Source organism: Butyrivibrio sp. VCB2001, assembly GCF_000423965.1.
GTDB lineage: Bacteria > Bacillota > Clostridia > Lachnospirales > Lachnospiraceae > Butyrivibrio.
Map to the genome: position 1 here is coordinate 151871 of NZ_AUIZ01000001.1, position 22973 is coordinate 174843.

23 protein-coding genes are annotated in these 22973 nt (G+C 43.6%); all 23 read right to left on the minus strand.

Annotated features, from left to right (window positions below; all coding sequences use genetic code 11):
* The 23 genes from G589_RS0100710 to G589_RS20780 all read right to left on the minus strand — a co-directional run bounded on the left by G589_RS0100710 (position 1) and on the right by G589_RS20780 (position 22879).
* A complete protein-coding gene (locus G589_RS0100710) occupies positions 1 to 774 on the minus strand; it encodes a FliA/WhiG family RNA polymerase sigma factor (RefSeq protein ID WP_022767224.1) in 774 nt (257 codons plus the stop codon).
* A 19-nt stretch (positions 775 to 793) separates the two neighbouring features.
* Positions 794 to 1135 (minus strand): hypothetical protein, encoded by a 342-nt coding sequence (locus G589_RS0100715; RefSeq protein ID WP_022767225.1) that lies wholly within the window; start codon positions 1133 to 1135, stop codon positions 794 to 796.
* Complete coding sequence (locus G589_RS0100720; RefSeq protein WP_026520723.1) at positions 1132 to 1617, minus strand: chemotaxis protein CheD; 486 nt, start codon at positions 1615 to 1617, stop codon at positions 1132 to 1134. Before G589_RS0100720 ends, G589_RS0100715 begins: the two co-directional genes overlap by 4 nt.
* Before the next feature lie 15 nt (positions 1618 to 1632).
* The gene (locus G589_RS0100725) at positions 1633 to 2265 is read right to left on the minus strand and encodes a chemotaxis protein CheC (RefSeq protein ID WP_022767227.1); all 633 of its coding nucleotides are present in this window, start codon (positions 2263 to 2265) and stop codon (positions 1633 to 1635) included.
* A 14-nt stretch (positions 2266 to 2279) separates the two neighbouring features.
* Entirely contained in the window at positions 2280 to 2774 is a 495-nt protein-coding gene (locus G589_RS0100730) for a chemotaxis protein CheW (RefSeq protein ID WP_022767228.1), read from the minus strand.
* A gap of 50 nt (positions 2775 to 2824) precedes the next feature.
* Positions 2825 to 4951: a chemotaxis protein CheA gene (locus G589_RS0100735; protein WP_026520724.1), complete on the minus strand. Its 2127-nt coding sequence runs from the start codon at positions 4949 to 4951 to the stop codon at positions 2825 to 2827.
* 140 nt (positions 4952 to 5091) lie between these two features.
* Positions 5092 to 6162, minus strand: a complete 1071-nt coding sequence (locus tag G589_RS0100740; RefSeq protein WP_081668884.1) for a protein-glutamate methylesterase/protein-glutamine glutaminase — start codon at positions 6160 to 6162, stop codon at positions 5092 to 5094.
* A 2-nt stretch (positions 6163 to 6164) separates the two neighbouring features.
* Positions 6165 to 6884: a flagellar brake protein gene (locus tag G589_RS0100745; RefSeq protein WP_026520726.1), complete on the minus strand. Its 720-nt coding sequence runs from the start codon at positions 6882 to 6884 to the stop codon at positions 6165 to 6167.
* Positions 6885 to 6931: 47 nt separating this feature from the next.
* Entirely contained in the window at positions 6932 to 7867 is a 936-nt protein-coding gene (locus tag G589_RS0100750) for a MinD/ParA family protein (protein ID WP_022767232.1), read from the minus strand.
* Positions 7868 to 7885: 18 nt separating this feature from the next.
* Positions 7886 to 9157 (minus strand): flagellar biosynthesis protein FlhF, encoded by a 1272-nt coding sequence (gene flhF, locus G589_RS0100755; protein WP_026520727.1) that lies wholly within the window; start codon positions 9155 to 9157, stop codon positions 7886 to 7888.
* A gap of 1 nt (position 9158) precedes the next feature.
* Positions 9159 to 11216, minus strand: a complete 2058-nt coding sequence (flhA, locus tag G589_RS0100760) for a flagellar biosynthesis protein FlhA (protein ID WP_026520728.1) — start codon at positions 11214 to 11216, stop codon at positions 9159 to 9161.
* A gap of 36 nt (positions 11217 to 11252) precedes the next feature.
* Positions 11253 to 12401 carry a flagellar biosynthesis protein FlhB gene (flhB, locus tag G589_RS0100765; RefSeq protein ID WP_051192094.1) on the minus strand — a complete coding sequence of 383 codons (1149 nt, stop codon included), beginning with the start codon at positions 12399 to 12401 and terminating at the stop codon, positions 11253 to 11255.
* On the minus strand, positions 12376 to 13161 hold the full coding sequence (fliR, locus tag G589_RS0100770; RefSeq protein WP_026520730.1) for a flagellar biosynthetic protein FliR: 786 nt from the start codon (positions 13159 to 13161) through the stop codon (positions 12376 to 12378). Before fliR ends, flhB begins: the two co-directional genes overlap by 26 nt.
* A gap of 9 nt (positions 13162 to 13170) precedes the next feature.
* Positions 13171 to 13443: a flagellar biosynthesis protein FliQ gene (gene fliQ / locus G589_RS0100775; protein ID WP_026520731.1), complete on the minus strand. Its 273-nt coding sequence runs from the start codon at positions 13441 to 13443 to the stop codon at positions 13171 to 13173.
* 21 nt (positions 13444 to 13464) lie between these two features.
* On the minus strand, positions 13465 to 14409 hold the full coding sequence (gene fliP / locus G589_RS18395) for a flagellar type III secretion system pore protein FliP (protein WP_242826395.1): 945 nt from the start codon (positions 14407 to 14409) through the stop codon (positions 13465 to 13467).
* Complete coding sequence (locus G589_RS0100785) at positions 14410 to 14745, minus strand: flagellar biosynthetic protein FliO (protein ID WP_026518892.1); 336 nt, start codon at positions 14743 to 14745, stop codon at positions 14410 to 14412.
* Positions 14746 to 14761: 16 nt separating this feature from the next.
* Positions 14762 to 15991: a flagellar motor switch phosphatase FliY gene (gene fliY / locus G589_RS0100790; protein ID WP_026520732.1), complete on the minus strand. Its 1230-nt coding sequence runs from the start codon at positions 15989 to 15991 to the stop codon at positions 14762 to 14764.
* A 4-nt stretch (positions 15992 to 15995) separates the two neighbouring features.
* Positions 15996 to 16979, minus strand: coding sequence for a flagellar motor switch protein FliM (fliM, locus tag G589_RS0100795; RefSeq protein WP_022767241.1), 984 nt, complete (start codon positions 16977 to 16979; stop codon positions 15996 to 15998).
* A 45-nt stretch (positions 16980 to 17024) separates the two neighbouring features.
* Positions 17025 to 17567 (minus strand): flagellar basal body-associated FliL family protein, encoded by a 543-nt coding sequence (locus G589_RS0100800; RefSeq protein ID WP_022767242.1) that lies wholly within the window; start codon positions 17565 to 17567, stop codon positions 17025 to 17027.
* Positions 17568 to 17583: 16 nt separating this feature from the next.
* Positions 17584 to 18417 carry an OmpA/MotB family protein gene (locus G589_RS0100805; RefSeq protein ID WP_026518890.1) on the minus strand — a complete coding sequence of 278 codons (834 nt, stop codon included), beginning with the start codon at positions 18415 to 18417 and terminating at the stop codon, positions 17584 to 17586.
* Entirely contained in the window at positions 18417 to 19220 is an 804-nt protein-coding gene (locus tag G589_RS0100810; protein ID WP_022767244.1) for a motility protein A, read from the minus strand. Before G589_RS0100810 ends, G589_RS0100805 begins: the two co-directional genes overlap by 1 nt.
* Before the next feature lie 33 nt (positions 19221 to 19253).
* Positions 19254 to 19424: a flagellar FlbD family protein gene (locus G589_RS18400; protein ID WP_022767245.1), complete on the minus strand. Its 171-nt coding sequence runs from the start codon at positions 19422 to 19424 to the stop codon at positions 19254 to 19256.
* A 383-nt stretch (positions 19425 to 19807) separates the two neighbouring features.
* The gene (locus tag G589_RS20780; protein ID WP_051192095.1) at positions 19808 to 22879 is read right to left on the minus strand and encodes a flagellar hook-basal body complex protein; all 3072 of its coding nucleotides are present in this window, start codon (positions 22877 to 22879) and stop codon (positions 19808 to 19810) included.
* Positions 22880 to 22973 lie beyond the last annotated feature (94 nt).

The following is a 22973-nucleotide window of genomic DNA, read 5'->3' on the forward strand; positions in this document are numbered from 1 at the left end:
TTATCTGGAACCTGTAACAATTCCAAGATAATCTCCCAGCTTTTCTCTCATCTTCTGGAGCGCCCTTGTATGGAGCTGTGACACTCTGGATTCTGAGACTTCAAGTACTTCTGCAATCTCTTTAAGTGTAAGTTCTTCATAGTAGTAAAGAAGAATGACTTTCTTTTCTTTGTCGGTGAGTTTTTCCAGTGACTCAGCAAGCATCTTCTTGAGCTCTTCTTTTTCCATGGCCTCTTCAGGTTTGACAAATGAAGAGCTTCTGTTGTTGGAATCTTCAGGTATATCCGATCCCTGTTCCATAAATTCATTAAGGGATACCACGCCTGTAACCTTCATCTGATTCTGCCAGTTCTGGTACTCATCCTCACTGATCTCCATCTTGGCAGCAATCTCTGCATCCGTGGCAACATGACCTCCATCCCTTTCAATTTCACGAATGGCGGCCTCGATTTTCTTTTGCCTCTGTCTTATTGTACGCGGAATCCAATCCATCTTTCTGATCTGGTCAAGGATTGCTCCTCTGATACGAAGGCTTGCATAAGTTTCAAACTTAACGTCCTTCATGAGATCAAATTTGTCGATGGCATCTATAAGACCAAAGATGCCATAACCAACAAGATCATCATATTCCACGTTAAAGCCAAGGTACATACTAAGTCTTCCGGCGACCAGTTTTACTAAAGGTGCATACTCCAAAATCAGCTGCTCACGTATATCAGCTGATTTCGTTTTGTGATATTCTGTCCATAATTTATTTCTGCCTGCCTCATCCATGCAACTTTATCCCCAATTTTTAAAATTGTGGTGGCAATTCCTGACCTTCTCCGGTTCCGATTTCTTCGCCACCTTCCGCCTCCATTGCGGCTCTTGCCTCTTCCTCAAGGCGTTCTGCTTCGAGCCTCTCTGCCAGTGCCTTCTCATAGTTGATCTCAAGAAATCTGTTGAGCATCTTCTCAATGATCAGACCAATGACAAGAAAGATCACTACCGAAGCAAATACGATAATGAAAAAATCTCCTGCCGGATAGTGCTTAAAGTACGTGAAGATCGCAATTATCGCAGTACAGCTAAGCACTATCAGCGGTGTGACAACCTTTGTATTGACTTTTTTAATTTGATCAATATCGGTATTCATATAATTTTCTCAGGCTTTCCAACTGCCCTAATTACAAAGTTTCCATTTTCCGGATAAAAAATGACCGTTCTACCATAGGAATCACCGGTGTCCTGAGCAAGTACGGGTATATTCATCTCCTTGAGCTTTTTGAGTGTAGCCTGTACATTTCGATCACCAACGCGCATTGTCTGGTTATTGCTCTGGAATGCAAACATCTGGGCGCCTCCGGCAATCTTGGCCACAAGCCTTTGCCTGCTGGCTCCCTTTGCTACAATCTGTTTTATCAGCTCCTCAATTCCCGTGTCAGCAAATTTCGGTATATTCGAATTATTCTTGATCTCAGTAGAGTCCGGTAACATTATGTGTGCCAGGCCGCCAATCTTGGTGACCGGATCCCTTACCGCAATTCCCACACAGGATCCAAGTCCCAAAGTTGTTATTCCGTCAGGGCTGACACAAATATTCAGATCGGCCATACCAACCTTAATTATTTGACTCATATGTCGCCCTTTCGTTTAAAGCTGCACATCTCCCATACCAAGTGAAGAAAGAATCTTACTGTATCCATCCATATCGGGAAGGAGAATAAAATATCCACTAAGCTTCATTTCATCAAAGAACTGTGTTTCAATCAGCAGGATCTTGTCTCCCATCATACCGAACTGTATAGCGGGTACACTAAGGATCGCTGCAGCCATATCAATGGCAACGTAAGGAATTGAGGGAACCATCTTCAGGTTAGTCATCATAGAAAGTGAATTCAGATAGGAACCTGTTATGATATTACCTACTTCCTTGAGAGCTGACATCTCAACCTCATCAAACTCTTCATCCTCAGACTTTGGTCCTGTCCCCATCAGCTTATCAACCAGGTGCCTTGCTGCCACTTTGTTGAGAAGGAACATGATACTTCCATCGATGTCACCCTCTACAGCAAGATAAATACCTGCCATGATCTGCTCTGCGCCGCCCATCATATCACCGACATCCTTAAAATCAAGGAGTCTTACCTGTGGTACAGCCATATCTACCTTTGTGCCGATCATCTGCGCAAGTGCAGTGGTCGCATTTCCGGCACCAATATTTCCCAGTTCCTTCAAAATGTCAAAGTATTGACTGGAAAGATTGTCAAGACTCATCTCACCCATATTTTATCCTCCGATCAGCCGGCGTTTTGTGCTTTTTCTTTTGCATCCTTCTCAGAAACAACTGCATCAAGATCAAGAATGGATACAAGACCACCATCGTAGTGTCCAACTCCGTTTACAAATGATGCCTCTGTCTTTCCCTTCTTGTCATCATAGCGAACCTTCTCTACATTGTTTGAATCAAGTGTGAGAACCTGATTAACCTGGTCAACTATGATACCAACAAGATCGCCTTCTCCGGTCTTAAGGATAATGATCCTTGTCTTTCCTGTAATCTCATCCTCAGCAAGCCCCATTTTCTTTCTTACACTCATAACGGGAACAATCTCGCCTCGAATATTGATAACACCCTTAAGATAGTCATCAACCTTGGGAACTCTGGTTATCTGCTGCATCCTAACGATATTGTCAATGTATTTGATGTTAATTCCGTATTGCTCGTCGTCAATCTTTATAATAATGTACTGAATAAGCTCGCCAGCTTCGGCTTTATCTCTAAGTTCATTCATATCGATATTCTTCCTTTCTTTTTACATAGAAGTAACACGCGGCCAAACTCTTAAATTACAGAGTTAGTATCAAGGATAAGTGCTATCTCACCATCACCAAGGATAGTAGCACCGCTTATGAGTTTACACTTAGATGTATACTTGCCAAGAGGCTTAATAACGATTTCCTGCTGGCCCATGAGTTCATCGATTACAAGTCCGTAGGACTGATCTCCCTTTCTTGTAATAACAACTACCATGTCTTCATCGGGAGACTTGGTGGACTCTGTATCAAGAACCTCATTAAGTCTTATGATAGGAGTTACGCTTCCACGAAGATTGATAACTTCCTTATTCTCAACAAGCTTCAGATCTGAAGGAGATACATCCTCAATACTCTGAATGGAATCAAGAGGAATAGCATACTTCTCATCGCCGATGATAACCATCAGAGCCTGAATAATAGCAAGTGTAAGAGGAAGTCTGATTACCCATGTTGATCCTTCGCCGAGCTTTGTTCTAACGGTTACTTCACCGGAAAGGGATTCAACCTTTGACTTAACAACGTCAAGTCCTACGCCTCTACCTGAAATTTCAGATACCTGCTTGGCAGTTGAGAATCCCGGATGGAACAAAAGCTCTACACACTGTTTTTCTGTTAAAAGAGCTGCCTGTTCGGGAGTTACAACGCCCTTTTCAATAGCTTTATTCTTAACAGCCTCAGCATCGATACCGTTACCGTCATCACCAACCTCGATAACAACACTGTTACCATCCTGGAAGGCGTGAAGGAAGATCTGACCAACTTCAGGTTTTCCGCGCTGTGCACGAAGCTCTGCCGACTCGATACCATGGTCTGCACTGTTTCTGATAAGGTGCATAAGAGGGTCACCGATCTCATCAACCACGGTACGATCCATTTCTGTATCTTCACCGGTCATGGTCAGTTCCATCTTCTTGTTAAGAGTCTTATTAAGATCACGGATCATACGAGGGAATTTCTGAAGTACGCTCTCGATAGGAACCATTCGAACTTTCATGACAGACTCATGGAGGTTGGTGGTTACACTCTCAAGGTACTCGATCTGCTCGTTAACATTTCCGTTTGTAACACCTGATGTATTTGCTGCTGAAATAAGTGAGTTCTTAGCGATGATAAGCTCACTTACCAGATTCATGAGTACATCAAGTTTTTCAATATCAACACGGACTGTTCTGTTTACAACAGGCTTTCCGACAGGCTTCTTTCCGCCTGTTCCGCCGGCTGCAGGTGCAGCTGCAGGAGTCTGTTTAGCAGGCTCTGCTGCGGGCTTTGGAGCCTCAGCTGCAGGAGCTGCTGCAGGAGCGGGAGCTTCTTCTTTATCTTCGGCACTCTTAGCGCCATTGAGATCGAATTCTCCGCACTCACAGCCTTCAACCTCAGAAACAGCCTTTACTATTTCCTCAACCTTTTCTTTTGATTCATCTGTGATAACTATTAAACTGAAGGTGAAATCAAACTTCTCATCTTCGATATCCTGTGTTGAAGGATCAGAAACGGCAATCTCACCGATTTCTTCAAGGCCCTTGAAAACAAGGAAGCCTCTGGCTGCCTTCAAAATACAGGATTCCTGAATATGAACTGTAACACCGTAAATCTTCTTACCTTGTGATACAGCTTCTTCCAATGTAGATTTAACAGACGGATCGAGCTTGATTGCTCTGTAATCCGAAGAACCGTCAGCTCCGGCCGCAGGCGCATCACCACCAGACGGTGCTGCTTCAGCTGCAGGTGCAGCATCTGCTGCAGGCGCTGCATCTGCTCCGCCACCGCTTGTGCCATTACGTATATCTGCCAGAGCTTTAATTATATTCTGGTGCTCCTCAGTACCCTCGTCCTGATTCTCTGTGATATTGTCTACGTACTCCTGAATAGCATCAAGGCACTGCAACAAAACATCAATATCAGCAGATTTGATCTTGATCTTGCCGCCACGAACGTCTGAGAAGACATCCTCCATGTCGTGAGTAAGATTCTGCATTCTGGTATAGCCCATTGTTCCGGCCATACCTTTCATAGAATGCGCCGATCTGAAGATCTCATTGATACAATCTTCATTCTCAGGATCCTGCTCGAGAACCATGATGTTGTCATTAAGAGACTGAAGGTGCTCCTTTGCTTCATCGAGAAAGACACTTAGATACTGGGAAACATCCATAACCTATTTACCTCCATGAGAAAGATTTAGTTCAACATGTATACTTATTATCGCATACTTTTGAACATTATATCGGCTTTCTGAATGGAGGAATTTAAGAATTTTAGATTAAAGAATTATTAAAAAGTAATGAAAACCCCTCAATTCACACCGACATGCATTATTATTTCCTGGGCAATGTTATCAAGCTTAACAACCTGATCCACAAGCCCAGCCGTTGCTACAGCTTTGGGCATTCCGTAAACGGTACAGGTGCTTTCATCCTGTCCGATTACATGTACTTTTTTCTTTGTCTTTAGATTCTTGATTCCTTCTGTACCATCAGCTCCCATTCCGGTCATTACAACGCAGCAGATCTCGTCGTAATCTGAATCCATCAGGGACTCGTACATAAAGTTTGCGCAGGGCCTTACACCCTCTCTGGTAGGTCCATCCACATAATGGATAGTGCTCTTACCGCCGCTCTTTACTATATGCATATGCTTTCCGCCGCGGGAGATATAAACTGTTCCGCTCTGGAGCTGATCACCTTCGGCAGCTTCTTTTACCTTGATCTCGGAGAGAGAATCAAGTCTCTCTGCAAGAGAAGCTGTAAAGCCTTCCGGCATATGCTGAACCAGTACTACAGGTGTTCTGAGATTCTTGGGCAGTTTGGGAATTACAGCCTGAAGTGCTCTTGGTCCTCCGGTTGAACTTGCTATTGCAACAATTCTGTTACCTGTGATCTTGCTGGCAGATTTTGTTACAAGCTCGACAACCTTTCTGGATTCCTTAGCTTCTTCAAAGGAGAATGCCTTAGTTGCTACCGGAAGTCTACTGTTTGCCACAGCTGCGAGAGTGTTGATGAAGTGCTTACCGAATTCTTCTCCTCTACACTCCGACGCTCTGTCAGGCTTATGTACGAAATCCAGAGCACCCAGATCAAGACAGTCCATGGTAACCTTTGCACCTTCTTTTGTGTCGGTGCTGGCCATCATTATCCTGGCTTTGATCTTATTCTTCTGAAGTTCCTTCAGCATCGTAATACCGTCCATACGAGGCATATTGATGTCAAGAACTACAGCGTCGTAAGTATTCTTTTTCAGAAGTTCAAGGCCTTCCAAACCGTCCTTAGCCTTGTCAACCACCTGGAATCTTGAATCTGCATTAATAATATCACTGAGGACGGTTCTCATAAGTGCAGAGTCATCAATAAGTAGAATTTTTTTCATAATTAAGTCTGCTTCTTTCTGATTTTTCGTTCTTCCTCAAAGATAAAATGAATGATATCTTCTCTGGAAGTCTCGTCAATGTAAATGTACTGGATACGGTGTTCAAACAGTCCCGGTCTGGCTTCAAGCTCTTGGACCTTAAGGACATTGCAGATCATTTCATACTCTTTGTTCAGATTCCCGGGTAGAGAATATGCACAGTATATTGTGCTTCCCTCCTTATATCGGAAATTCGATACAAATCTCAGTCCTCCTCCGCTTATGTCTACAACGACGCTCTTTTGAAGGTTGTCTCCCGGATCAACCAAGTATTTTCTGTTCTTCTCAAAAGCCTCCTGCTCCTCTTTGGAACAGAGCCTTGACTTAAGCTCCAGAGCACAACTGAATCTGTAGTATTCTCTTCTCTGAAGCTTCGAAAGCTCGCTGGTCAGATCCAGTACAAGAATATACATGTTGTCGCTTCTGTATCTGTCAACGATCTTGGCAAAGCATTGAAACAGGCCCTTGGTTGAATAAAAGCACAGGCTGTATTCTCCATCTACAGGTAAAAGAACTATCTTCCCCCTCTCAAAGGGCATCAGCACCTCAATTCTGTCGTCTGATGTTACGTCCATTATCTTACTCATATAGATGTGTTTGGTACGAGAATCATCGTCCATCCATATCTTGCCTGTGGCCTTTAGCTCCACCCTGTTGCCCGGTGAAATGTAGTCAGTGAGCATTCATTTATCTCCATTATTTTGATAATAATATTATAACACGGTAATTGTTAATTTGGTGAAACAGGTGCATTTGCTGAAGCAGATGCAGGGATCTGTGTGCTTGAAAGCTTTCTGCCTGTGATGATATGGGAAAAGAATGCAGCCATACCCCTCTGCTTGACCTCCATGGTCTCTCCCGGATTCATAAGCATTCCTGCGATATTCTCAAAGGCCTTAACGGATTTGGCATTTGGGTACTGCAAAGAAACAGGTGACTGCTGCATTACACTCCTTGCCAGCATCTGATCCTGAGGAATTGCCCCGAGATATGTCAGTGGAAGCTTTAAATATCTTGCTACCACTGCATTTAGCTTGTTAAAGAGCTGCTGGCCCTCATCATCTGATGACACCCTGTTGGACACAACCTTCACCTTGGTATTTTCTCTTGAAAATCTCGGCGACTGATTGAGTGCCTTTAACAGAGAATAGGAATCGGTGATAGATGTCGGCTCCGGTGTCGTAACCAGAATGATCTCTCCGCTTGCCACCAAAAATTCCATTACTGCGCTGGAAATTCCGGCTCCGGTGTCAATTATGATGATATCCGCGATAGCATCAAGCTGTGCCAGATTAACAATGATGTATACAAGATAATCACGGCTTAAGTTGTACATTCCGGAAATACCTGAACCTCCTGAGATAAAGCCTACCCCCTCAGGTCCCCAGGTAATGATATCTTTTATGTTTTTCCCCTGATAAATAAGGTCGCTGAGATTATGCTTTGGAATTGTACCAAACATGATCTCTATATTGGCAAGCCCAAAGTCGGCATCAAGGATTATTACTCTTTTTCCCATCTTCCGAAACTGAACGGCGAGGTTGATGGCAACGTTACTCTTGCCGACTCCGCCTTTTCCGCTGGTGACGGTAATGATCCTGGCCAAGGGCCTTTGAGGCTTACTCTGATTCTTTATTATATTTCTTAACTGTTGCGCCTGATCCATATACTAACACCCAACAAATTAACTCTTTCCACCCAATAGATTTTTAACGATTCTCTGAGCATCAAAAACAGCGATGTCATCCGGTACGTTCTGACCGTTAGTAATATAAGCAATAGGTGATCCGGTATGCATTCTGATATTGTAGAGATTCCCCTTTGCACCGGTTTCATCCATCTTGGTAAAGATCAGCTTATATGCAACCATCTCTGAGTAAACATCGGCAATCTCAATGAGATCGCGGTACTTAGTGGTTGCTGAGAGAACAAGATAGTTCTCGCAATCCATCTCTTCTTCCAGAACTCGGATAAAGCTCTCAACACTCTGCTTGAGCTCGTCATTATGAAGCGAATGTCCTGCTGTATCAACCATCAGATAGTCGTAATCTCTGAAGTCTTCAGCTGCCTGCTTCATCTCCTCAACTGAATAGATTACCCTGAAGGGAATCTCGAGGATTGATGCATAGGTTCTTAGCTGTTCAGCAGCCGCAATCCTGTAGGTATCAACTGTAAGTAGAGCCACCTTCTTGTGCTGCGTTACGCAAAGATCTGATGCGAGCTTGGCAATTGTTGTGGTCTTACCTACTCCGGTCGGTCCTATAAATATTTCAGCCATAGGGCCGTCATGGTCCATCTTTATCGGCTCTGACTTACCAAACTTGAGCACCATCTTCTGATATACATTAGAGAGTGCATAGTCAAAAGGCATACCCGGCTTTGAAAGCTTCTCAACTTCGTCAGTGAGCTGGTTAACATATATCTCATCAACTTCATTCTCAATAAGCGTGTTGTACAAAAGCTTTATAAAAGACATTGTTTCATCCGAAATGTCTTCGTTTTTATTGCTCTTTACCGGAGCCTCGTCCTTCTCCTTGTCGGCAGCCTTTGATTCCGCATCTGTCCTTTCGGATTTGAGGAAGTTCTTTTCAAGAAGGTTACTCAAATTATCCAGCTTCTCCTCAATAGCGCTGTTCTCATCCCTGATATCAGGGGTCTTGGCAGCTGTCATATTTGAAGAGGCAAGAATTGTATCCCTCTGGGCAGGATCTTCTGCTGCAGCCACTTTTCTGGGAGCCGGTTTTAGCTCCTTCTGAGGCGAAATAGTTCTCTGTGGTCTCTCCGACTCCTCCTCGAGTCCCACAGTCACCTCAATTTTCTGAGGCTGAAAAAGTGAAAAGAAACCTGTTTTCTTAACCGGCTTAACCGTCATGACAACGATGTTCGGTCCCAGTTCTCTCTTAGCTTCTTCTGTCGCCTCGCTTTCAGTTTTTCCAACATACTTTTTAATAATCATCTTATGCCGTTACCATCCCCACAGATTGTAGTTCGATTGTCGGTTCAACCTCGTTGTAAGAAATTACAATTAGATCCTTATAATAGTCCTGAGTCATCTTCTTAAAGTACATTCTGACTATCGGTGATGCCATGATAATCGCCATCTTACCGGCATCCTCAAGTCTTTGTATATTCTCCCCAACTGCAGTAAGAATAGACTTAGTACGGGCGGGATCAAGAGTAAGGAACGCGCCTGTCTCAGTCTGCTTGACGCTGCTCATTATCTCCTGTTCGATCTTAGGATCAAGAGTGAGGACACTTGTTGTCTCTCCCGCTGCAAAATATTTACTGGATATTGCTCTCTTAAGGCTCTGTCTTACATACTCAGTGAGAATGTCGGGATCGTGCGTTGAAGGAGCAAAATCAGCCAGTGTCTCAAATATGGTTACAAGATCACGTATTGAGATACCTTCGCTTAAGAGGTTCTGAAGAACCTTCTCAATTTCACCAAGACTCATGAGCTTAGGCACAAGTTCGTCTACAAGAGCAGGATTGTTCTCTCTTAGGTTATCAACAAGGTTCTGTACATCCTGCCTTGTCATAAGCTCTGCGATGTGTTCTCTTATGATCTCTGTAAGGTGTGTAGCAATGATAGAAGGAGGATCAACAACCGTGTAGCCGAAGCTCTCAGCTCTTTCTCTCTGACCTTCCGTGATCCAGGTAGCAGGAAGATGGAAGGAAGGCTCAACAGTAGGAATACCTGTGATCTCCTCCTCGACATGACCGGGATTCATGGCCATATAATGGTCGAAAAGAATCTCTCCGTCGCTTACCTGTATACCTTTAATTTTAATTATATATTGATTGGGATTCAACTGAATATTATCCCTCAAACGGATAATAGGCACCACTGTACCAAGCTCTAGAGCGATCTGTCTTCTGATCATTACAACTCGGTCAAGAAGGTCTCCGCCCTGGTTAACATCCGCAAGTGGAATAATACCGTATCCAAACTCAAGCTCGATAGGATCAACCTGTAACAGGCTCGTGACATTCTCGGGCTGTCTGATCTCCTCAGCTTTCTGCTCCTCTTCGGTAGCAACTTCGCCCTCAACTGCTACTTCTTCCATGGTCTGGCTTGCCACTCTTCCAAGAAGAATGAATGCAGCACCAAAGGTTACATAAAGAACTGTAGGAAGTGGTGATAAAATACCAAGTCCCGCCACAACGCCTCCAACCAGATACAGAATCTTTGAAGTACCAAAGAGCTGACCGATAAGAAGATGTCCGAAATCTGCTTCCTTGGATCCCTTGGTTACCAGGATACCTGTTGACATAGATATCATCAGTGAAGGGATTGATGATACAAGACCATCACCCATGGTAAGGATTGAGTAGGTATTTACAGCTGTACCTACGTCCATGCCCATTCTGATAACACCCATGGCAATACCACCGATAAGGTTGGTCGCTGTGATGATAAGACCGGCTGTGGCATCTCCTTTTACATACTTGGTAGCACCATCCATAGCACCGAAGAAGCTTGCCTCTTCCTGGATCTTGTCACGTCTTTGCTTGGCTTCTGCATCCGTTATGGCACCGGTATTAAGGTCGGCATCGATAGCCATCTGTTTACCGGGCATAGCATCCAATGTGAAACGAGCTGATACTTCAGCTACACGCTCAGAACCTTTGTTGATGACCATAAGCTGAACGATGATCAAAATGATATAGATTATGGCACCTACGATAAGATCGCCGCCACCAACGAAAGATCCGAATACTTCAATAACTTCACCGGCACTGCCCTGTGTAAGAATAAGTCTTGTGGAGGATACGTTAAGGGCAATTCTGAAGATTGTGGTGAACAACAGGATTGTCGGGAAGAATGACATCTCCAAAACATCCTTTGCGAACATGGCCGTGAACATGATTACAAAGGAAAGTGACATATCAAAGGCCAAAAGAATATCCAAAAGCCAGTCCGGAAGCGGAATAATGAGCATAACAATAGCGGCAACGATATAAAGTGCCAGACCATAGTCCATTACACGATTTTTAATCTTGGTAAGATCCATCATTATCCTCCTTCCGTCAGATTAGTCGTTTCCAGATCACACCTTGCCCTGTAAGTGATAAACGTAAGCCAAAACTTCAGCTACAGCCTTATAGAGCTCAGGCGGAACCATTTCACCAACCTCAACGTTTGCATAAAGCATTCGCGCAAGAGGCTTGTTCTCTACAATTTCTACCTTGTTATCCCTGGCGATCTCTTTTATCTTCTGAGCCAGATAATCAGCGCCCTTAGCTACAACAACAGGTGCATCGGACTCCTCTGCATCATACTTGATAGCCACAGCATAGTGAGTAGGGTTCGTGATTACAACGTCCGCCTGAGGGAGCTGTTGCATCATTCTTCTCCTTGATGCTTCCATCATTCTACGCTTCTGAGCACCCTTAACCTGAGGATCTCCTTCAGAGTTCTTGTACTCATCCTTGACCTCTTTCTTGGTCATCATCATATCCTTATTGAACTTTCTCCTCTGATAGATGAGATCAATAAAGGCTATGACCATGTACGCTGCTGCTATTCTTAATCCAAGGTCAATGATCAGGTTTCCCATCAGGCCTATTGCCTGCCCAAGGGGCATATCATACAAGAGGAAAAGAGATTCCGTCCTGCCTGTAAAAAACGAATATATAACCGCCGCCATTACCACAAGCTTAAGCAGTGACTTTCCAAGGTCAAAGAGCTTTCTTGCGGAAAAAATCTTTTTCATACCGCTGATTGGATTGAGCTTTGAAAGCTTTGGCTGGAGCGGTTTAGATGTAGGTTTAAATCCAACCTGAACCAGGTCGGACAAAAAAGCAATTATAAATGCGACAATAAAAAACGGTGCACTTATAAGAAACATCGTCAGTATCGCATTGGTCAGAATGCTTCTGATGTAAGCAACAGGCAGCATTCCATCGTACGTCCTTGCAACATTGGGGATATTGTTATAAACCCTCTCAAACAACGTCTGAAAATTAGTCCCCATAAAGGGATAAATTACCCTGATAATTACAAATAGCGCAAGCAAAGTAAACGCAGTGGCTATTTCCTGACTCTTGGCCACCTGCCCTTCTTTTCTTGCGTCGTCGAGCTTTTTAGCAGTGGGCTGCTCGGTTTTTTCAGCACCGTTTGCATCCTCAGCAAAAAACTGCAGATTATATTTAATTAGTAAAGCTGAATCATCAGCCACTCTGCATGCTGTAAACAAACTGCTGTATCATCTCCTTCATGTTGATAAAGATAAAATTCGAAGCATCAGAAAGCATTGTTACAGTAATGAACATGATCACAAGGCCAACAACTATCTTTATCTGTATACCCACAGAGAACATGTTCATCTGCGGTGAAACCTTCGCCAAAACTCCCAGGACCACATTGGTTATGAAAGTTATGATGAAGATCGGAAGGCAAATTCGAAAGCCTATAACAATATAATTCTTCATAAATGCCAGCATTACATTCAGCATTCTGTCCGAGTGGATCACAGCCCCGTTTATAGGGATCAGGGTAAAAGAGTCCACCAGCGCCTTTAAAATATACTGATACATTCCGGTTATTATCAGTGCCAGTGTGAGGTACTGAGAATAAAGGGATCCTGTGATCGTCACCTGCTGACTGGTTGCCGGGTCCATCATGGAAACCATGGAAAGACCGATCTGCATATCAACTACACTTCCGGCAAAGGCTGTGATCTGTTGACACATAGTAACGGCAAAACCAATAAGGAGTCCCACCATAGCCTCTTTTAACACGATTACCGTATAACCTGCCACGGTGTTGTAATCAGGAGGATAAAAAGGTACAGCCCCGTACAAAAGTATCGAAAGTAAAAGCCCGTAGCCCACTTTAACAATATTAGGGGTCTGTCTTCCTCCAAAAAACGGACAAACAAAGATGAAGCTCATTATCCTTACGACGATCAAAAGATAAACTTCAAGATCTCCATAACTAAAGGTATGGTTAATCATCTATTGCTCCTAGCGTACATATCTTGAAAAGTCTGACCAGAGCCTTGTGATATAGCCTGAGAGCTCAGTCAGCATCCAGTTTCCCATAAGCATTATCATTACAAATACTCCGATAACCTTGGGAACAAAGGTAAGTGTCTGTTCCTGGATGGACGTAACGGTCTGAAAGATAGATACAACAAGACCGATTATCATTGAGGTCAGAAGTACGGGAAGCGACATTCTTATTATCAGCATCAAGGCTTCTGAAACTATTTGGTTTATATCTGCCAGTGTGATCATGCCATTCTCCCTTCTTCTTTTTTAGTAGAACGATTTAACAAGGTTACCGATAATCAGACTCCATCCATCTGCCAGTACGAATAGAAGTATCTTAAAGGGCAGCGATATGGTGGTCGGTGGCAGCATCATCATACCCATACTCATAAGTACCGATGCCACAACCATGTCGATTACGATAAACGGTATATATATCAGAAAGCCGATGATAAAGGCTGTTCTAAGCTCACTTACAATGAAGCTGGGAACAAGTACTACATTGGGAATACTCTCCAGCTCTCCATCCCACTCTATGCCATCTATCTGCATAAAGAGTCTTACGTCTTTTATCTGAGTCTGGCCATACATGAACTGTCTGAAGGGCTTCATTACCTCGGTAAAGAATTCCTGCTGCTCCATTTCTCCGTTTTCAAAAGGAATTACAGCAGTGTTATAAGCCTCAGTTAAAGTGGGCTGCATAATAAATAAAGTCATAAATAAAGCTATACCGATCAGTACAATGTTCGGTGGCGATGTCTGGGTACCTATGGCAGTCCTGGTGAAATGCAGTGCAACAATGATCCTGGTAAAGGATGTCATCATTACAACCAGAGTTGGCGCCAGTGAAATCAGCGTAAGTGTAATGAGGATCCTAAGTGACCCGTTGAGCATTCCGTTTCCGTTGTCATAGGTTACTGTAACGGTATTGGCGATATTTAATTTCTTCAGATCATCCGGAGTCTCTGCAGAACCCGGATCAGTGATATTGGTTCTCTCATCCTGCGTACCGGTAAGATTTGTGTCGGTATCTACCGTAGGATCAGTTGGCGTAGTATCACTTATGATATTTTCTGTAGCGTGAGAAGTCAGTGGAATCGAAAATGCCAAAAAGGAAAACATGGCAAGACAGGCAAGGGCTGATATCAGCCCTCTCCGTAAAAGAGATAATATTTGTTTGTCAAAAATCCCAGCTCCCCTGTTCTTACCCATTTACTTCTTTTTCTCACCCTTAATCTTTTCAAGTATCTCCTTGAAACTCAAATTATCTTCAGGATTATCTTCCTTGATGATCAGGTCCTCCTTGGATATTTCTCCCAAATTTGTGATCTCGTCTTTCCCTACACCGATAGCTACGTATTTCCCTCCGATGCGTACTATCTGAATATACTTCGTTGCAGAAATCCTGGCGGTCTCAATGACTTCTATATTACCTGTAGATGTCTTGTCCTTCTGGTAACTTGCCATCCACTTGGTAAAAAAGTATGTGACAACCAAAACAGCAACGAAAATTATAAGCATAGATATAAGCTGTAAATATGAGTCCATAGTCTATGCTCCTATCTTATTGAACAATCTCAGTTACACGGACACCAAAGCTTTCTTCGATTACTACAACTTCGCCCTTGGCTACGAACTTTCCGTTTACAAGAACGTCAACCGGTTCACCGGCAACCTTATCAAGCTCTATGATGGTTCCGGGAGCAAAGTCAAGGATATCGGCGATTGGCTTAGCTGTTCTTCCGAGCTCAACTGTAACCTCCAAAGGCACATCCTTGATGATACCGATATTCTCTCCGCCTGCCATAATAGTGGTTCCACCTGCAAAGGTCTGGAACTGCGCGGGCTGAATATTCATGTTCATCATCTGAGGTGGCATCTGCATCTGAGGCATAGCCATCTGTGGCATTGCCATCTGAGGCATCGGTCCTGCGGCCATCATGGAAGGATCCATTGCAGGCATAGGCTGAGGTGCAGCCTGTGGCATCGGCTCGGGCGCAGGCGCAGGTGCTGGAGCAGGTGCAGGCTCCGGCTCTGACGGTGTTGCATCTCCGGTTATAACAGTATCCTTAAGAGCTTTTGCAAAGTCGATAGGATAAAGCTGCATAAGAGTTGAATCAACCAGATCTCCGACCTGCATCTTGAAGGAAATCTTAACGAAAGTACCCGTCAGGAATTCAGCGATATCCGAGGGATCGTCATTGATCATCTCCAGGAGCGTTGCCTGTGGCGGGCTGATATCAACCTTCTGATTGATCATTGTAGAAAGAGATGTGGCAGCAGCACCCATCATCTGGTTCATGGCCTCTGAAATAGCTGAGAGCTGCAGTTCACCGATCTCTCCGTCTGTATTGGTACCATCACCACCCATCATGAGGTCGGTGATTACCATAACGTCATGTTCTTTCAGAATAAGAATATTGGTGCCATCAAGACCTACTGTGTATCTGATCTGAATAAATACACAAGGCCTCTCATAATTGCTTATAACATTTTCCCAATTGGCAAGCTCAACCTGAGGTGTTGTGATGTTAACCTTCTGGTTTACAAGGGAATACAGCGTTGTAGCTGAAGATCCCATGCTGATATTAGCCACCTCACCAATGGCATCCTTCTCAGCATCATTCAGAAGTGATTCATCAATTCCACCTCCTGAAGGCGCTGCAGCTATATCTGCCGCTGCCTCCATCCCCGAATCAACAGGAGCATCTGCAGGTGCAGCATCGCCCCCGCCGGATGTATCCATACCGGCCAGCAAAGCATTAATTTCGTCCTGAGATAACATTCCATCCATGCTCCTACTCTTCCTCCTCTCTTACAACCGACGTAATACGTACGGCATATTTGTCTTTTGCAGTTCCGGGCAACGCCGTAAATTTATAGATGTTACCCACATATACCTGCATATCTGTATTAACTCTGTTATCAAGCCTTATTATGTCCCCGGCCTGTAAGTGTACAAAATCGTTTACCGATACATTGCACTTTCCAAGAACCGCTTTGACAGGTACATCCACATGTCTGACCATTGTCTCAAGATGATCCTGATAATCCTCTTCCGCATTCTTCTGCATTGTAGAGAACCAGAACTTGGTGTTGAGCTTGTCCATAACGCTCTCTAATGTGAAATATGGAAGACAGACATTCATCAGACCCTCTGTATCACCGATCTTAATATTCAGTGTTACAATAGCAATCATATCTGTAGGTGATATTACCTGTGCAAACTGAGGATTGGTCTCAATCCTCTCCATTACCGGATTGATGGCCACAACGTTCTGCCAGGGTTCAACCATGAGCTGCATGCAGATGGTTACCAGCTTCTCTATAAGTGGCATCTCAATGTCAGTAAATGGCCTCGGTTTATCAAGGCCGTTTCCTTCACCCCCAAGCATTCTGTCTATGAAGGAAAAGCCTATATTGGCCTGAAGCTCCAGAATAATGGTTCCCTGTAATGGCAAGAAGCTGATTACTCCCAGAATAACCGGGTTACTAAGAGCATTCGAAAACTCCGAATATGTAACCGTCTCTGAGTTAGCAACCGATACTGTAACGTTCTTGCGAAGGTACAGAGGCAAGGTAGTGGATAACAGACGTCCATAGTGCTCGTAGATCATCTCCAGTGTACGAAGATGTTCCTTTGAGAACTTGGCCGGACGTTTGAAGTCATAATCCTTGACTTTCTTTTCGTCCGAAGCCTGCATCTGGTCCACATCAAGCTCACCGGTACTGAGTGCTGACAACAGGCTATCTATTTCGCTTTGTGACAGTACTTCACTCAATGTTTAGTCTCCTTAACAAAATCTCTTTTCATAAAAACATTTGGATCAAGAATAAAGAACACTTGAGAAGCTGATGTCGTAGATGAAATTGGAATTAAACATAGCCTGTACGTTCTCAAGAATGCTCTCTCTTGCAACTGCATCCATTCCGCCCTGAAGTTCTTCCATCGTGTAACTTGCAAGTGTATTGGTAATCTCTGACTTAACAACTTCCTTTACATTTGCAAGATTCTCTTCTGTACCAAGGGTTGCATAATCAGCACTGGCCTTGTTCATTGAGAATACAACCTCAACTACCATATAATGTGCTTTGCCGTCTTCGCCGGGCTTTAGGGCAATTGTAAGTTTCTCATCTCCGGTAAATCCCCAGGTTGCCATATCGGTTACAGCAACAACTCCGGAAGCAGATCCGGAAAATCCGCCGCTGTTTCCGCCGTTGGCCTCAAGTTCAAGGGCAGCAGCTATGTCTGATATGAGCTTAGCAGTCTGCGAATTGGTGGTCATGACACTTAGCATCATAAAACCTGTCATACCGAGATTAACTACTAGAAGTGCAAGGATAATGATTGATAACAAATTCTTTTTCATGAGTGTCTCTCCTTGTTTAATATGAGCCGCTTAAAGGATTGTATATCTTTATCTCAACTCTTCTGTTTCGAGCTCTTCCTTCGTCGGTTGTATTATCAGCAATCGGGTCATACTGGCCTCTTCCGGTGTGTACGATCTTGGACGGGTCAAGTGTGGTGTGCTCTGTAAGGTAATAAAAAACCGACAGCGCTCTTCCGGAACTCAGTTCATCATTGTTGGCGTATTTACCGCCGCCTGACATGGGAACATTATCCGTATGACCTTCAATATCGATGGTTCCACCTGCGTAGGATTCAAGGATCTGTCCCACCTTATCGATTACCGGAATCGCATCCTCTTTTATCTCAGTCTTACCTGAGTCGAACAAAATGGAACCCTGAATGGTCAGCTCTACATACTGACTGGTGTAGTTCAGCGATACCATATTGTCTATTTCGCCTTCTTCAAGTGCTTTTTCAATCTTCTCCGCAAGTTCGGCTGACGCTTCGAGCTGCTCTTCTTCCGCAGCTTCCATCAGTTCGTCCTGATCCATATCACCGACAGCCTTCTCATTTTCATCCGAGTCCTCACCCGACTGGGCAAGACCCATGGAAGTAACATAGGCCGAGAGCTGTGAGAGCTGTGATACACCGTCTCCTATAAGAGCTCCCTCTCCTATAGCCATTTCACCACCCGAAAATACACTGAATGCCTGGCTGAAGGATGCTGCTACTTCCTCGAACTTGGCTGCGTCCATATTAGCCATGGAGAAAAGCAAAACGAAGAAGCAAAGCAGAAGGTTCATCAGGTCTCCGAAGGTACCCTGCCACGCCGGCAAGCCGGGTTTTATTTCTTCTTGTTTTTTTGCCATTATTCTCCGCCTCCATCGCCGGAACCGTTCTCGGCTTCATAAGCAGATCTGTCAGCAGGTGACAGGAAGGATTTAAGCTTCTCTTCTGTGACACGTGGGTTTTCACCTGCCTGAATAGAGAGAAGTCCTTCAATAACAATACTCTTAACCATATATTCGGCATTACTTCTTGCCTTAAGCTTGTTCTCTGCAGGATAGCAGAACCAGTTGGCAAGAACCGATCCGTAGAATGTTGTAATGAGGGCAACCGCCATGGATGGTCCGATAGATGAAGGATCAGACATGTTCTGAAGCATAAGAACCAGTCCAAGGAGGGTTCCGATCATACCCCAGGAAGGACCCATACCTGCAACATCACCGAAGAAGGAATAGTTCTCTTTGTGACGCTCAGCCATGGCATCAATTTCAGCCTCTAGGATGCTCTTAACAAGCTCAGGCTCAGTACCGTCTACGATAAGCATTACGCCCTTTTTCATAAAGGCATCCTCAAGATTTCCGGCTGCTTCCTCAAGAGCAAGAAGTCCTTCTTTTCTCGCAGTGTTAGACAGGTCGATAATGCTCTTAATAACAGACTTGGTATCATCTTTGGGCATTTTGAAAATAAGCGTGTATGATTTAAGTCCGCTGATAAAGCTGGGCAGACTTCTCGAACCAAGAACCGCCATGAACGCACCACCGAAGGTGATCATAGCTGAAGGAGCATCCAGGAAGTACTGAACACCCGAGATTCCGGCCGAGAACACGATACTCAGGATCATGAACAGGAAACATAGTCCTACACCAAGCAACGAAGCAATATCCACAACATTTCCTCCTTTGAGAATTTATTGTACGTATTAAGAATTGATTAGCTTGTATATTTCGTCTATATCTTCTTTAACCAGAACTTTCCTTCCGGACTGCAAAACAAGGACTGTGTCGGGGTTTCCCTCAACAGTCTCGATCATGTTTGGGTTTATTAAGATCTTCCTTGTGTCCAGTTTGGTAAGTTCTATAATCCTACTCATAATTTCACATTTTAGAATAATTTCACTCATAAATGAAATTAATTTTCCATCTGCATTAATTTTACCACTCCACGAGCGCAAAATCAGCTGTTTTCGTTCACAATTTGGACATATTTGATACTAAATTTCAATGTTGGGACTGAATAATGAAATATTATTCTAAGACATCCTTATCCCCCACCAACTCATCCTTGACATACCACAACATATATTAAGGCATAGTACTACATATTGTGGTATCAAAATCATTGTACCACTTTTCCATGTATAATACAGTATTAATTAAATAAAATTTTTCTTTACTAAATAAAAACAATCCCCTTGGAATGGACGTTTCCAAGGGGATCAGGATTTGATGGATTTAAAGGACCGGCCTGTTAGTATTATCTCTTAAGGTTTGTAAGCTCCTCAAGAAGTGTATCAGATACTGTGATGATACGGCTGTTTGCCTGGAATCCACGCTGTGTTGTGATCATCTCTGTGAACTCTCTTGAAAGGTCTACGTTTGACATTTCCAGAACACCGGTATTCATGTAGCCACCGTCAGTTGTGATATCCTGGATTGTTGCCTCACCTGAGTTAAGTGTTGATGAGTAGAGGTTATCACCTTCCTTGGCAAGACCTGATGCGTTAGCAAACTCTGCTGATGCGATCTGTCCAAGAAGCTTTGTCTGGCCGTTTGAATATGTTGCAAAGATCTGACCGTCTGTACTTACGTTTACACCGTTCATCTCACCAACCATACGACCTGTGTTAAGAGAAGACTTATCTCCCTTTACAGCCTTGATTGTTGATGATCCGCTGGTGTTATAGTTTGTAACTGTTGAGAAGTCAATTGTAAGTCTTCCTCTCTCAGACTCTTCATCAGCTGTTGTAGGCTGGAATCCGAAAGGCTCAAGGCCTTCAACGTTCTGGTCAAATACAAGGTTTACAAGACCGTTTGAATTGCCGTTAGCTGTTGTAAGTGATCCGTTTGCAGGATTGAACTTGAGCTGGATTGACTGGGTTCCTGTTGTAAGTGTGATGCTGCCGTCATTGTTGAGGCTGTATGTAGCATCTGATCCAAATGCCTCTGCAACTTCATCTGTAATTCCATATACTGAGTTAAGAAGTCCTCTGTATGGTCCTGAAGAAGACTGAAGAAGGTCTTTAACTGAAACGCTGTCTGTACTGCTGTTTGGAAGGTTATCCCATGCTACAGTATCGTTTGTTGTAACGTACTTTAGTGTTCCGTCTGTATCGAGGCTTGCTGCGTAATCTGAGTTAGCAGGAGGAGTAAATGTTGTTGTCTGATAGACACTTAATGTACCGTTTCCTGCAATGCTTACAAGATCAGTTGTGGAATAATCTGCTTTGTCAAGTCCAAATACCTCACTAAAGATCTCATCGCTGAAGTCATTAACGGTTGTCTCATCTCCCTTAAGTACATATGCTGAAAAATCTGTCGTATTTGTATAAACACCGCCAAGCTCCTGTGCTGTATATGGAGGGAATGTATTCTCATCAGCGTAGAAGGTCTTTGAGAATGGGCTGCCTTCGTATAATTTGTTTGTCGTATCAGCTACATATGTAGGATTTGTCTTATAGAAAATAATTCCTGCTGTTCCCGAAAGTGACTCGATTTTGAAATTTGTGTACTTGTTAGCATCAGCGTTCATGTAATCTGCAAGCTCTGATACCTTTGCTGACTGAAGTGCTGCATCGTATGCTGCCTGCTCAGTATCATCCAGACTTCCGTCGCCATTTGTATCATAATCAGTTGTAGCGCCGTCAATTGTTATGGTAGTAGTTGTAGTAGCGATCTTAGTCGCAATTCTTCCATCGCCTGTGCCTACAAGCATATCATGAAGAGCTACCTTCTGAGGATTATCGAGCATTGTGTATGTATATACTTCATCTTCATTGAAAGCTGTAACATCTGCGATCTGAGTAGATGTAGTAACTGATGTAGTTCCTGTATCATCAGTCTTTGAGCCGTAAACCTTAAGAGTTCCATCTGCATATGTATAGAAAGGAGTTCCGTCATAGCTGTCTACTGCTGTCTCAAGTCCTTCGAAGTCCTCGTAGAACTTTGAGAGATATCCAACAGATGTTGCAGTCTCTGTTGTTGCCTTTGTAACTGCAGGATCTCTGTAAATCTGAAATGCGTCGTTGTTGCTTCCATCAGCTGTAAATCTATACTGAAACTTTGATGTAAGGTAGCTCTCAAGCTCAGTAGCATCAACACCGAAAACATTTGTAAGTGTTGTTTTGATTCCTGTTCCGACCTTATCCATTGTACCTTCATTTGCGTTAGGTACTACATATGCTTTACCTGAGTTGTCTTTATTTACGTAGTATGAGCTTGCGTTAGTTGATGAGTATGTATATCCTTCAGGCTTACCTGAACCAAGCTCTCTGTCATATGTAATTGTAAGTACGCCGTTCTCTGTGATTGTGTAATCTGATGTCTTTGAATATCCTTGTGTTCCACCTGCGATAGTTGCATCATCAATGCCGTATACAGTCTTAAGGATTCCTGCGTAAGAAGCCTTGCTGCTCTCCATAAGATCTGAAAGTGTTCCGGCTGTAGGAACTCCTTCATATGCTGTTGCGCCTGCAAGAAGCTTAACTGTTGAAGTTGTTGCGCCAACCTCTACTTCGTAAGCTTCATTTACGCCGTAGTCAAAGTTCTCTGTCTTACCGAATGAAACACCCTTAAGAAGATCTGATCCGATGCTGTTTCCGTCAGAATCGATGATATCTGTGAGCTGAAGTGAGAAGATATTGTTGTTCTCAGCATCCTCAAGATCTGTATCCTTAAGTGTGAACTTACCTGTGTAGAGATATCCTCTGTTATCATAGAACTCAAGTGTGATGGTTTTACCATCATCAGATGTTACGTTAGTATCCCTGTTATCAATATTTCCGGAGTAAAGACCTGCTGTTGTTGATGCAGGTGAATATGTGGTGTTGTCAGCGCTCATGATCTGAAGGCTTGAAAGTCCACCGTTTCTGTTGATTGTGATTGCTCCGGTCTCTTTATCTTCCTGAGCCACCCATCCCTGTACCAGGTATCCGTTTGACTGCATAGCAAGGTTTCCTGCGCCGTCAACGTAGAAAGAACCGTCTCTTGTGTAGAGGTTCTCTTTTCCGTTGTTAACAACGAAGAAGCTCTTACCTGTGATCATGATATCAAAAGGATTGTTTGTTGTCTGAGTTGCACCCTGAGACTCGATTGCGGTTGCAATAGCACCACTCTTGGCACCAAGACCGATCTGACGAGCGTTAACACCACCCTTGGTTGCTGTTGCACCGGATGCTGTCTGGGTTGTCTGATACATAAGATCTGAGAATGTAATTGACTGTGACTTGAAAGAAGTTGTATTTACGTTAGCAATGTTGTTACCAAGAACGTCCATCTTGGTCTGATGTGTGCGAAGTCCTGCTACACCAGAATAAAGTGATCTCATCATAAGGCATTGTCCTCCATCAAATTAAAATAGTGATTTCGGACGAAGCTTTAGTTTTGCGGATAAACCCGGCAGTCTGTCCGGATTTAAAAGATTT